Source organism: Ruegeria sp. I1, from assembly GCF_056532675.1.
Window position 1 is genome coordinate 328,425 of the sequence record NZ_JBQFNM010000002.1, and the last position, 12,579, is coordinate 341,003.

The 12,579-nt window shown below is 57.7% G+C and carries 11 protein-coding genes; 7 read left to right on the top strand and 4 right to left on the bottom strand.

Annotated elements, in window-relative coordinates; genetic code table 11:
- Nucleotides 1-35: 35 nt before the first annotated feature.
- The gene (locus ACR0DH_RS05435) at nt 36-614 is read left to right on the top strand and encodes a TetR/AcrR family transcriptional regulator (RefSeq protein WP_480547737.1); all 579 of its coding nucleotides are present in this window, start codon (nt 36-38) and stop codon (nt 612-614) included.
- On the opposite strand, the gene kynU is transcribed toward ACR0DH_RS05435, so the two are convergent.
- Nucleotides 607-1,800: a kynureninase gene (gene kynU, locus ACR0DH_RS05440; protein ID WP_480547738.1), complete on the bottom strand. Its 1,194-nt coding sequence runs from the start codon at nt 1,798-1,800 to the stop codon at nt 607-609. The genes ACR0DH_RS05435 and kynU overlap by 8 nt on opposite strands.
- A gap of 173 nt (nt 1,801-1,973) precedes the next feature.
- On the opposite strand from kynU, the gene ACR0DH_RS05445 reads away from it, so the two are divergent.
- The 6 genes from ACR0DH_RS05445 to ACR0DH_RS05470 all read left to right on the top strand — a co-directional run bounded on the left by ACR0DH_RS05445 (nt 1,974) and on the right by ACR0DH_RS05470 (nt 8,697).
- Nucleotides 1,974-2,423: a methyltransferase family protein gene (locus tag ACR0DH_RS05445; protein ID WP_480547739.1), complete on the top strand. Its 450-nt coding sequence runs from the start codon at nt 1,974-1,976 to the stop codon at nt 2,421-2,423.
- A 127-nt stretch (nt 2,424-2,550) separates the two neighbouring features.
- Nucleotides 2,551-4,122 (top strand): Re/Si-specific NAD(P)(+) transhydrogenase subunit alpha, encoded by a 1,572-nt coding sequence (locus ACR0DH_RS05450; RefSeq protein ID WP_480547740.1) that lies wholly within the window; start codon nt 2,551-2,553, stop codon nt 4,120-4,122.
- Nucleotides 4,123-4,135: 13 nt separating this feature from the next.
- Nucleotides 4,136-5,587 carry an NAD(P)(+) transhydrogenase (Re/Si-specific) subunit beta gene (locus ACR0DH_RS05455; RefSeq protein WP_480547741.1) on the top strand — a complete coding sequence of 484 codons (1,452 nt, stop codon included), beginning with the start codon at nt 4,136-4,138 and terminating at the stop codon, nt 5,585-5,587.
- A gap of 160 nt (nt 5,588-5,747) precedes the next feature.
- Nucleotides 5,748-6,104 (top strand): VOC family protein, encoded by a 357-nt coding sequence (locus tag ACR0DH_RS05460; RefSeq protein WP_480547742.1) that lies wholly within the window; start codon nt 5,748-5,750, stop codon nt 6,102-6,104.
- A gap of 107 nt (nt 6,105-6,211) precedes the next feature.
- On the top strand, nt 6,212-7,489 hold the full coding sequence (locus tag ACR0DH_RS05465; protein ID WP_480547743.1) for a DUF3422 family protein: 1,278 nt from the start codon (nt 6,212-6,214) through the stop codon (nt 7,487-7,489).
- A gap of 71 nt (nt 7,490-7,560) precedes the next feature.
- Nucleotides 7,561-8,697, top strand: a complete 1,137-nt coding sequence (locus ACR0DH_RS05470) for an MFS transporter (RefSeq protein ID WP_480547744.1) — start codon at nt 7,561-7,563, stop codon at nt 8,695-8,697.
- Nucleotides 8,698-8,703: 6 nt separating this feature from the next.
- Here ACR0DH_RS05470 and ACR0DH_RS05475 read toward each other — a convergent pair whose 3' ends face one another.
- The 3 genes from ACR0DH_RS05475 to ACR0DH_RS05485 all read right to left on the bottom strand — a co-directional run bounded on the left by ACR0DH_RS05475 (nt 8,704) and on the right by ACR0DH_RS05485 (nt 12,482).
- Complete coding sequence (locus ACR0DH_RS05475; RefSeq protein ID WP_170532225.1) at nt 8,704-9,684, bottom strand: ABC transporter permease; 981 nt, start codon at nt 9,682-9,684, stop codon at nt 8,704-8,706.
- The gene (locus ACR0DH_RS05480) at nt 9,677-10,684 is read right to left on the bottom strand and encodes an ABC transporter permease (protein ID WP_170532227.1); all 1,008 of its coding nucleotides are present in this window, start codon (nt 10,682-10,684) and stop codon (nt 9,677-9,679) included. The genes ACR0DH_RS05475 and ACR0DH_RS05480 overlap by 8 nt, the downstream gene beginning before the upstream one ends.
- Before the next feature lie 91 nt (nt 10,685-10,775).
- Nucleotides 10,776-12,482 carry a peptide ABC transporter substrate-binding protein gene (locus ACR0DH_RS05485; protein WP_480540766.1) on the bottom strand — a complete coding sequence of 569 codons (1,707 nt, stop codon included), beginning with the start codon at nt 12,480-12,482 and terminating at the stop codon, nt 10,776-10,778.
- Between the last annotated feature and the right edge of the window lie 97 nt (nt 12,483-12,579).

Here is a 12,579-nt window from a genome sequence, read left to right on the forward strand (position 1 = left end):
TGACAAAATATACGAAAACTGTCAGAGCTTCTGAAATGAAGGATACGAGGGATGACATACGGCAAAAGGCTATTCTGGCTTCGGCTTTTCAGGCTTTTTCGAAATACGGATTTCGCAAGACATCGATGGATGACATTGCGAAAGGTGCAGGTGTGTCCCGGCCTGCTGTGTACCTGCACTATAAGAACAAAGAGGCGATCGTTCGCGAACTAACCAGGCTGCACTATGCTGACAAGGCAAATGCTGTAGCCGCTGCTTTGAAGAACGCAGGATCGATCTCGCACGTGTTGAACGCAGCGATTCAGGCGCAAATGGAGGGAATGGCGGCGATACTGGCTTCACCCCATGGGGTCGAGATGCTGGATACGACCAAATCCATGTCCACCGATATCGTCGAACAGGGTGAGGCGGAACTGACCTTGCTATTTGCGGACTGGCTGACCGATATGCAGGCCAAAGGGCGCACCCGCGTGTTCGACACGCCCCACGACACCGCAAAGACGATTACGGCCAGCCTGAAAGGGATCAAGCTGACCGCCTCCAGCGCCGAAGAGTTCGAACAGCGCACCCGGCAGCTGGCTGCGATGATCGGCGCGGGGCTTGAAGTCAGGTAACCCGCTGACGGATTTTGTATTCGGGCCGATCCCACTGCCTGTTGCGCATGATATCGGCCAGAATATCAACCGCTTGCTCCACATCCGTTACATCAATGTAAAGCGGTGTAAAGCCAAAGCGCATGATATCCGGTGCCCGGAAATCTCCGATTACGCCGCGCGCGATCAAGGCCTGCATCGCGGCGTATCCTTCGGTGAACCGGAACGACACCTGACTGCCCCGTTGCAGCGGGTCGCGGGGGCTGGCCAGTGTCAGGCCAGGGCAGGTGGCCTCGACCCGTTGAATGAAAAGCTCGGTCAATTCGATGGATCTGGCACGGACATCGGCCATATCTGCCATATCCCAGACATCCATCGCCACCGAAAGTGAGGCCATCTGAATGACCGGAGGGGTTCCGACCCGCATCCGTTCGATCCCCGCGCCGGGGCGATAGTCGAGATCAAAAGCGAACGGAGCCTCGTGCCCCAGCCAACCAGACAGTGCTGGGCGCACCTGCTCCGCCAACCGAGGGGCCACATAGACAAAGGCCGGAGCACCGGGCCCGCCGTTGAGGTACTTGTAGGTACAGCCCACTGCAAAATCGGCATTGCAGACCGTCAGATCTACAGGAATCGCCCCAGCCGAATGGGCCAGATCCCAAACGGTCACCACGCCCAAGGAGTGCGCCAATTCGGTCAGGGTTTTCATGTCATGCATGCGCCCGGTCCGGTAATCGACCTCGGTCAGCATCAGTACGGCGACGTCATCCGTCAGGGCATCGGCCACCTGTTCAGGGTCGACCACGCGCAACTCATAGTCATCGCTGAGCGAACGCAAAAGCCCGTCAACCATGTAAAGATCGGTTGGGAAGTTGCCATTGTCTGACAACACAACTTTGCGATCCGGGTTTAGCTCCAAAGCGGATGCTACCGCTTGATAGACTTTGATCGATAACGTGTCGCCCACGACAACACTGCCCGGTTTTGCTCCGATCAGTTTGCCAATCCGGTCGCCCAATGCCGCGGGCATACCCATCCAACCGGCTTTGTTCCAGCCCGTGATCAGCAATTTCCCCCATTCGTCGGTCATCATCTGATGCACGTGATCCGCCGCCGCCTTCGGAACCGGGCCCAGTGAGTTTCCGTCGAGGTAGATCATCCCCTCGGGCAGAGTGAACATGTCTTTGGTCGTCGCGAAATCAGTCATGGCGGCCCGTTTTTTTGTATATTCGGATAGCATTGCCCCTAGGGCGTAAAACATCCCATCTCTGCTGTCCATTGATGCGACAACTGGGGTTTTGCTATTTCGGTCCCAAAGCGGTAGGACAGCGCCCAGAAACGACACGTGCCCTTACGTGACGTCAACCCTGAGGATCGACGATGCGCTGGATCGACCTTCCCCCTGTCTGGCTAGTGGGCTTTGCCCTGCTTGCCTGGTTACAGGGGCGCTATATGGGATTTGGCCTGTCCCTCGACGGTGGGTTGACCGATCTTCTCAGCGGTGTGCTGATCGGGGGTGGCATCCTGCTGGCCGTATTGGCTGTTGCCGAATTCCGGCGCCACAAGACGACAGTCATCCCGCATGAAACACCCAGTGCAATCGTGCAATCCGGTATCTACAAACGCAGCCGGAATCCGATCTACCTGGGAGATGTTTTGATCCTGGCGGGCTTGGTTCTGCGCTTTGACGCCGTTCTGTCACTGGCTCTGGTGCCGATCTTTGTCTGGGTGCTTGAACGTCGTTTCATCCTGCCCGAGGAGGACCGCATGCGCCGCACCTTCCGCGCTGATTTCGCCCGCTATGAACAAAAGACAAGACGGTGGGTGTAGCCAGATCAACCGAATGACACAACGTAATGGATGCTGCGCTTGCGAAATAAAATTGCGCAAGATACATCTTTTCTTAACAATCCATACCCGAGGACCTGACCGGCCTTAGAAGCAAGGGGGACTGCCAGTGAAAATAGGCACACCAAAAGAAATACTGGATGGCGAGAACCGAGTGGCAATGACGCCAGACTCGGCCGTGCAGTTGCAGAAACTGGGCTATGAGTGCCTGATCGAAAAAGGGGCTGGTGCTGCGGCTGGGTTCTCGGATGCGGCATATGAGGCTGCGGGTGTTGAGGTCGTAAAAACTGCGGCGTCTCTCTGGAAAAGCTCGGACATAGTTGCCAAGGTGCGCCAGCCGGATGCGACCGAGTTGAAACGGCTGACCAAGGGTAAGACGCTGATCTCGTTCTTCAACCCCGCGGGCAATGAAGAGGGGATGGAGCTGGCCAAATCCAAAGGCGCGAATGTCATCGCCATGGAGATGGTGCCGCGTATCTCTCGTGCGCAGAAGATGGATGCGCTGTCTTCGATGGCCAACATCGCAGGGTATCGTGCGGTGATCGAGGCCGGCAACAACTTCGGCCGGTTCTTCACCGGTCAGGTGACTGCCGCCGGTAAAGTGCCGCCTGCAAAGGTGCTGATCGTTGGGGCTGGTGTTGCCGGTCTGGCGGCGATCGGAACTTCGACCTCGCTGGGAGCGATTACCTATGCGTTCGACGTGCGCCCCGAAGTGGCCGAACAGGTCGAGTCGATGGGTGCTGAGTTTGTCTATCTGGACTTTGAAGAAGACCAGCAGGACGGCGCGGCCACTGGTGGTTATGCCTCGGTTCAGTCGGATGAATTCCGCGAGGCGCAGCTGGCCAAGTTCCGTGAGCTTGCGCCAGAAATGGACATCGTCATCACCACAGCGCTGATCCCGAACCGCGAGGCTCCTGAGCTTTGGACCAAGGATATGGTCGAAAGCATGAAGCCGGGCTCGGTTATCGTGGACCTTGCGGCGGAAAAAGGCGGCAACTGTAAGTTGACCGTCGCGGATGAGAAGATCGTGACCGACAATGGCGTGACCATCATCGGTTATACCGATTTCCCCAGCCGGATGGCGGCGCAATCCTCGTCGCTTTATGCCACTAACATCCGTCACATGATGACCGACCTGACGCCTGAAAAGGACGGTCAGATCAATCACGACATGGAAGATGACGTGATCCGCGGCGCGACCGTGACTCATGAGGGTGAGATCACCTTCCCGCCGCCTCCGCCAAAGGTGCAGGCGATTGCGGCGCAGAAGAAACCCGAGGTCAAGGAACTGACCCCGGAAGAAAAAAAGGCGCAAGAAATCGCAGCCTTCAAGGCGCAGACTAAACAGCAGTTCACCCTGCTGGGTGTCGGTGGTGCGCTGATGCTGCTGGTGGGACTGATTGCTCCGGCCAGTTTCATGCAGCACTTCATCGTCTTTGTTTTGGCGATCTTTGTGGGCTTCCAGGTGATCTGGGGCGTTGCGCACAGCTTGCACACACCGCTAATGGCGATCACCAACGCGATCTCGTCGATCATTATCGTCGGGGCGTTGATGCAGATTGGGTCCGGGTCGTTCCTGGTCATTCTGCTGGCGGCGCTGTCTGTCTTCATGGCCGGGATCAACATCTTTGGCGGCTTCCTCGTAACCCGGCGCATGCTCGCCATGTTCCAGAAATCTTAAGGAGGTCGGGCATATGATTGGCTTTACTTCTGCCGCTTATGTAGTTGCGGCTGTCCTTTTCATCCTGTCGCTCGGCGGCCTTTCGAACCAGGAAAGCGCCAAGCGCGCGGTCTGGTACGGCATCGTCGGTATGGCGCTGGCGGTCTTCGCTACGCTGGTTGGTCCGGGTTCGGGCCTGTGGCTGCTGTCCATTCTGCTGATCATCGGCGGTGGTTTGATCGGTCAATACGTGGCGCAGCGCGTCCAAATGACCGAGATGCCGCAACTGGTGGCTGCGATGCACTCGCTGGTCGGCCTGGCGGCTGTGTTCGTGGGCTTCAACGCGCATTTCGAGATTGGCAACGTGGCGCAGGTCATGGCGATTGCGGATAGTGCCAGCCAGGCGAACCTGTCTGATCTGGGCGCGTTCGCCAAGCTGATCGCCAAGAAAACCCCTGCGGAACTGGCGATCCTGCATGTTGAGCTGTTCCTGGGTATCTTCATCGGTGCGATCACCTTTACCGGCTCGGTCGTGGCCTATGGCAAGCTAGCGGGCAAAGTGACCTCGGCTGCGACCAAACTGCCCGGAGGTCATATGCTGAACGCGGGGGCTGCAGGTCTCTCGCTGATCTGTCTGATCTGGTACACCAGCTCGGGTGGGTTGTTCCCGCTGTTCCTGATGACGCTGGCAGCGTTGTTCATCGGCTATCACCTGATCATGGGTATCGGTGGGGCCGACATGCCGGTAGTTGTGTCGATGCTGAACTCGTATTCGGGTTGGGCGGCTGCGGCGATCGGCTTCAGCCTTGGAAACGACCTGCTGATTGTGGTTGGCGCTCTTGTCGGCTCGTCGGGTGCGATCCTGTCCTACATCATGTGCAAGGCGATGAACCGTCACTTTGTCAGCGTAATCCTAGGTGGCTTCGGTGGCCCGCAGGGCGAGCAGATGGCTGTCGAAGGTGAACAAATCGCGATTGAGGCTGACGGCGTGGCTGCTGCGCTGAACGATGCGGACAGTATTGTCATTATCCCGGGTTACGGCATGGCCGTGGCTCAGGCACAGCAGTCGGTTTCCGAGCTGGTCCGCAAGCTGCGCGCCAAGGGCAAAGAGGTGCGCTTTGCGATCCACCCCGTTGCAGGTCGTCTGCCCGGCCACATGAACGTTCTACTGGCCGAGGCGAAAGTGCCGTATGACATCGTGCTTGAGATGGATGAAATCAATGACGATTTCCCGGACACGGATGTGGCCATCGTCATCGGCTCGAACGACATCGTGAACCCTGCGGCGCAGGAGGATCCCAACAGCCCCATCGCCGGTATGCCGGTGCTGGAGTGCTGGAAGGCCAAGCAGGTGTTCGTGTCGAAACGTGGTCAGGGAACCGGCTACTCGGGGATCGAAAACCCCCTGTTCTTCAAAGAGAACACGCGCATGTTCTATGGCGATGCCAAGCAGTCGCTGGACAAGCTGCTGCCGATGATCGACTGATCAACTGTTGCTAGTGAATTGTAAAGGGCGCCTGCGGGCGCCCTTTTCTTTTTTTGGGTAGAGTTGAGGGCTTTGCCCCCAAACCCCCAGGATATTTGTGGCCAGATGAAGCCTTTGGAATGTGCTATTCTGAGCGGGAACACGGTGACAGGAGGTGGTCATGCAGAAAGTGAATGGTATTGGTGGGGTTTTCTTTCGGGCCCGAGATCCTGACGCTTTGCGGGACTGGTACGCTACCCATCTTGGGGTCAATCACTATGATCCAGTGCCCTGGAAACAGCGCGAGGGCTACACGGTCTTTGCCCCCTTCGCGCAGGACACCGAGTATTTCGGAAAGGCCGAACAGCAATGGATGATCAATTTTCGCGTTGATAACCTTGCGGCGATTACCGCACAGCTTGAGGCCGCGGGGATCAAGGTTGAGACCCATCCCGACTGGGACAGCGAGGTTGGCAAGTTCGCCCGCATTCATGACCCGGAAGGCAATCCGATCGAGCTGTGGCAGCCAAATCAATGAGATAGCGGGTTTGTATACCGTTGCATTCCTGTAAGTATATGAAATAAAAAGAGAATTGATGTATTCCAGCTGTGTCGTATAGTGCCCCGGATAAGACGGAGCCAAAAATGACGCCGATTGATGATCATCCCTTGCGCTATGCGCTGGCCAACGAGCTGCACGCACGGCCCTTTCCAAGCGCCGAGGTACCTTGCACGGTTGCATTTCTAGCGATCAAGAAGCCGACTGAGTTGGTCGATGGAGATCGTCAGGCGGATATCGCACATTTGACCGATCTGTTGACGCGCCATGGTGCGTCTCGCCCCCAGCCGGATGCAACACATTACGCGGGTCAGATTGGGCGTCATTGGTTGAAGTGGGAACAGCATACCGAGTTTGTGACCTATACCGCGATCTCGCAGAATGTGAGCGCCCGGGCGTTTGACCCAGCTGACTTTGAAGTGTTCCCGGCGGATTGGGTTATGGCCAGCCCGGGCAAAAGGATCACATCGATCCTGATGCGTGTGGTGCGGCGGCCAGATCAGGATGCGGTCCGTGCTGTGTTGCCCGACTGGTTCGAACCCGAAAGCCTGGCCGTTTCTTGCGTTCTGGATGATGCGGCGATCTGTGCCAGCGATTTTCGCATCGATCCAGCAGGCCATATGCGTTTTGCTGTGTTTATTTCCGAAGGTACGGGTCAGCGACGGATCGGGCGTATCATTCAACGCTTGTGCGAGATCGAGACGTATAAGGCGATGTCCATGTTGGGATTTGCCAGGGTCAAAAGCCTGACGCCGCGCATCGGTGGGTTAGACCAGAAGTTGACCGCGTTGATGGGCGAGATGACGGACGGAGAAAACCATCCTGACGATCTGTTACCTGATCTGCTGCGCATCTCGACCGAGTTGGAAACCTTGTCTGCCCGCTGTGCCTTTCGCTTTGGGGCGACTGGTGCCTATGAGGCCATTGTCAATCAGCGCATTGCCGTGTTGCGGGAAGAACGGTTTATGGGCCGTCAGAGCTTTGCCGATTTCATGATGCGCCGTTACGACCCGGCTATGCGCACTGTGAAATCGACAGAAAAACGCCTGCAAACCCTTTCAGACAGAGCAATCCGCGCCGGGGATTTGCTGCGTACAAGGGTTGATGTTGAACGCAGCGCACAGAACCAGGCTTTGTTGGAAAGCATGGACAAGCGCGCGGACCTGGCCTTGCGCCTGCAGCACACGGTTGAGGGGCTTTCGGTTGTGGCCATCAGTTACTATGCCGTCTCGCTGGTCAGCTACGTGCTGTATCCGCTCACGTCGACCGGGTTGAGCAAGGGTACATTGACCGCCTTGATCACGCTGCCGGTCATTTTGATGGTCTGGGCTGCCGTTCACAGAATTCGCAAGCGGTTGGAATGACGTGACTTGCACAGCGGGGCAAGCTTTGTACTAGTGACCGGCAACGATAGTCACACAATCGGAGCATCCCTGTGATCAGTGTCGTTTCAGCATGGCGGGCTGTGACCGCGATGTTCATCCTCAACGGCGCATTGTTCGGTATCTGGGCTTCGCGTATTCCGGCGGTTCGGGATCATCTGCAGCTGAGCCATGAGGCGTTGGGCTATGGCCTGCTGTTCATGGCAGCAGGCGCGGTGTGCTCCTTTCCTATCACCGGGCGACTGACCGACCGGTTTGGCGCCGTTGCAATCACTCGGGCTATTGCGGTTCTCTATACCGGGTCGCTTGTGCTGTTGGGGCTGGCAGGCAGTTTCACTATGCTGGGCGTCTTTCTGTTTATCTTCGGGGCGTTTCACGGGTCGATGGATGTGGCCATGAATGCCTGGGCTGCCGAAGTTGAAAGCGCCTATGAGAAATCGTTGATGTCCTCATTCCACGCGATGTGGAGCCTTGGGGCAGGCTTGGGGGCGATCAGCGGGTATGCGGCTGTTCATATGCAGATGAGCGTGTTGCAACATTTCCTGTCGGCGGGCGGTTTGGTTGTGGCTCTGGCTTTGGCGCTGTCCTGGGTGCAATGGACTTCCCGGCGTTCGGTGCAGTCGCAGGGGTCAGTTTTTGCGTTCCCGTCTGGGGTGCTGATCCTGGTGGGGTTCACGGCCTTTTGCGGTGCGCTGGGCGAAGGGGCCGTCGCGGATTGGAGTGCGATATTCCTGCGCGATGTCACTGGCGCTGCCGAAAGCATTGCGACGCTGGGCTATGCCGTGTTCTCGGTCGCGATGGTGGTTTGTCGTCTTGCGGGGGGGCTGATGATTGCTCGGGTCGGGCCGGTTGCTGCGGCACGGGGCGGCGGGATGTTTGCCGCTATGGGCGTGTTTTGTGTTGTCTCGGCCGGGGCCGCTCCGCTGGCTTTGGTGGGCTTTACGCTGATGGGCGTGGGATATGCGGTGATCATGCCATTGGCGTTTAGCCGGGCCGCCAACGATCCGCAGATACCGCCGGGGCAGGCCATCGCCAGCGTGGCAACGCTTGGATATGGTGGGCTGTTGATCGGGCCGCCCCTGATCGGGTTTTTGGCAGAGTTGTTGACGCTGAGAATGGCCTTTGGTGTCTTGCTACCGCTTGCCGTTCTGATCGTCGTGTGTGCCGGCGCGCTTAAGCGCGCCGACTGAGTTTGCTTAACGTCCGCGAATACGCGGATCCAGCGCGTCGCGCAGGCCGTCGCCCAGATAGTTCACGCTGAGAACGGTAAGCGAAATCGCAAGACCGGGCCAGAACACGCGTTCAGGGTATTGCTGCAGGTAATCGACGCCGTCGAATAGCAAGCGGCCCCAGGTCGGGAAGTCGGGCGGGAAGCCCAGCCCCAAGAAGGACAGCGCGCTTTCGGTGATGATCGCGGTGGCAATCCCCAATGTCGCCGACACCATGATCGGAGACAGCACGTTCGGCAGGATGTGCCGCGTGATGATCTGGCTGTTGCTGGTGCCGATGGATCGGGCTGCCAGAACGAACTCTCGTTCCTTGATGGCCAAAACATCGCCCCGAACGATCCGGGCTGTCGGCATCCACGAGGTGATGCCGATGGCGCAGACGATCAGGATGAAAATCCCGCGTTCCAGCCCGAATGCGGCAGACAAGGGCTCGCGGAACAGCAGCATCATGACCAGCAGCAAGGGCAGCAGAGGTAGGGCCAGAAACAGATCGGTCAGGCGCATCAGCGGCCCGTCGAGCCGTTTGAAGAACCCAGCGACCACACCGATGAATGAGCCCAAGAACAGCGCCAGCAGCATCGCGGTGATACCCACCGAAACCGAGGTTTGCCCACCTGACATCATCCGCGCCAGAATATCGCGGCCCAACTGGTCGGTGCCAAAAGGGTGCGCCCAGCTTGGACCCTGATTACGCGACCGGATGTCGATCTGCGTCGGGTCGATGGTCCAGAGATACGGGCCCAGATACACTGCAGCGACGATGAAGATGAACAGGACCGCCCCAATCATCGCGCCTTTGTGTGTCTTGAACTGATCCCACACATCGCGCCACTGGCTGCGGGGGGGGGTGGTCAGATCGTCCATCACGCCTGCAGTTGGCAGGGCAGTAGACGCGGGTGCAATGCCTTCATCCGGGACCAGCGTATCGGTACGATCATGATCAGTCATAGCGAATCCTCGGGTCCAGGATGCCGTACAGGACGTCGGCGATCAGGTTGAACAGTACGATCAGCACGGCAAAGATGAAGGTCAGGGTTTGAACCATCGGCAGATCGTTGGCCTGAATGGCCCCGATCAGCAACTGGCCGATGCCGTTCACCTTAAAAACCTGCTCGGTGATGATGGCGCCGCCAAAGATGGCCGGGATACCCAGCGCGATCACTGTGACCACAGGGATCATCGAATTGCGCAGGACGTGGACCATGACGACGGTGTATTCGCTGAGGCCCTTGGCGCGGGCGGTGCGGACGTAATCCTGATTGAGGTTGTCCAGCATCGAGGCGCGCATAAACCGACTCAGCTGAGCGGTGATCTGAAGCGCCAGAACCATGACTGGCATGATCATTTGCTTGAGCTGCACGACAAAGCTGTCCCAACTGTTGACCACCAGCGTGGTGTCATAGATCGAAGGGAACCAGCCAAGCTGGACTGAGAAGATCACGATCACCAGAACGCCCGAGAAGAAGGGCGGGACCGAGAAACCAACCATCGACACGAATGTGCCCATTTGGTCGAACCAGGAATACTGGCGATAGGCCGAATAGATACCGATGGGCAGGGCGATCAGGATCGCAACTACATAGGCAGTGCCAACAACCCACAGGGTCTGTGGGATGCGCTGAACGACGATGTCCATGACCGGCGAACGGGTCTGCCACGAAATCACACGTAGATCACCTTCGGAAAAGGTGGTGCCGAACATGTGGTCAATCAGAACCTGCGGTTCGATCCAGAAGAACTGAACGATCCATTTCCAGAACCGGATATGCATCGGCTGGCCGAGACCAAGCGCTTCGCGCATCTTCTCTTTGACTTCGGGAGGAACGGTGAGCGGAACCTGTGCCATCGGATCGCCAGGTGCGAGTTCGAGGAGCAGGAAGATGACGAGGCTGATGAACAGCAGTGTAGGCACCGCCAATATCAGTCGTCTGATGGTAAAATTAAGCATTAAGAGGCGCCTTTATATGCGTCTTCTTGTTGGGGTGGTGTGCAAAGCACCGCGCCCCGAAGATCGGGGCGCGGCTTTGCAAGGCTAACGCTTAGGAACCGGTCTTGCGGTACCAGTCAGCGATATTCCAAAGTTCGCTGTCCCAAACGTTCAGGACAACGCCACCCAGGGTGTTTGCATGTGCCGACAGGCGACCACGGTGCACAAGCGGGATCATACCGCCGTTTTCAACCATGATGTCGTTCAGCTGTTTCGCGATCTCGGCACGCTGTTCCAGACCGGCAGTTTCGGCCAGCTGCGCATGCAGCGTATCGAACTCTTCGTTGCAGAAGCGGCTGATGTTTTCACCCTGCCACTGTGTATCGGGACGAGGAGCCTTGTCGCATAGACCGTTGCCCAGATAGGACTGAGGGTCGGTGCCGTTGAAGGTGTTGGCGTACATTTCAACGTCGGCATAGAACTTCTGGAATGTGTCGGGCGAGCCCGGGTCACCACCGAAGAAGACCGACGCGTTGATGTTGCGCAGTTCAGTTTCGATACCGATCTGGCTCCACCATTCCTTGATCAACGCCTGGAAGTCCTGACGGACGGCGTTGGTAGACGTTTGATAGACGACTTTCAGCGGAACACCGTCTTTTTCACGGACGCCGTCGCCATTTGTGTCAACGATGCCTGCTTCGTCCAGCAGGGCGTTTGCGCCCGCGATATCCTGCGTGTCACAGGTCATCGAGGTCGAGTTGAACGCAGCCGGGGCCGGAACCCAGTTACAGGTCACTTTGCCTGCCTGACCATAGCCGATCTCAACCAGTAGCGGGCGGTCGATGGCCATGGACATGGCTTTGTAAACGGCCGGGTCCTGCAGGAACGGGTGCGGATGCGTTGCGGTCGACCGCTCGCCTTCCGGCAGGTCAGGCGACGGGTTGGTCTGGTTCAGCATGATACGCTCGACCAGAGGACCGAAGCCCGCAACCGGGGTACCTTTGCCACCTTCTTGCATCTGCGCGATCACTTCGGGCGCCAGCTGCAGGTTCCAGGCATAGTCAAACTCGCCGGTTTCCATAACAGCACGACCAGCCGCGGTTGCATCGCCGCCACCTTTGAAGGTGACTGTCGCAAAGGCAGGTTTCGCCGGATCGCGATAGTTGTCGTTGGCCTTGAAGGTGATCACGTCATTTGGCTTGAATTCGGTGACAACAAATGGGCCAGTGCCGATGGGGTTAAAGTTCTGTTCGGTGCATTCGGGGGCCTTCGCGCCCATGCAATCCGCGAACTGAGCGGCCTGAATGATCGGGCTTTCACCACCCACAAACGGTCCGTAGGGGAAGGGGGTCGGTTTGTCGAAGGTGACTTTGACGGTCAAGTCATCCACCGCTTCGACATTGGTGACGCCTTCAAACTTGGTGACTTGCGCACAGCCACCTTCGGGGTCCATGCAATAGTTCGCGGTAAAGACCACATCTGCCGAGGTAAACGCCGAGCCATCCGACCAAGTGATTCCCGGTGCGATCTTCCATGTGATCGAGGTCAGGTCCTCGCTAACTCCACCGTTTTCAACGGTCGGAATCTCTGACGCCAGATAGGGCACCATGTTGCCATCTTGGTCGTAGCGCGCGAGTGGCTCGATCACCAGCGATGCGGATTCAACGTCCTTGGTTCCGCCCGACAAAAAGGGGTTCAGGATCGACGGAGCCTGCCAATAAATGATGCTGACATTGCCGTCCGATCCACGCTCGGCCAAGGCCATCGGGGCCATCGCCGTGCTTGCGATCGCACCGAGCAAAAGGGTTTTGATCTTCATAATAAACTCCCGAAAAGGACACTTCCGTGTCTCGATTATCTCCGCAAGGCCTGCGGATTTGGCGTTGCCGCTTTGGGTAAGGGTCTGAATTGTTGCC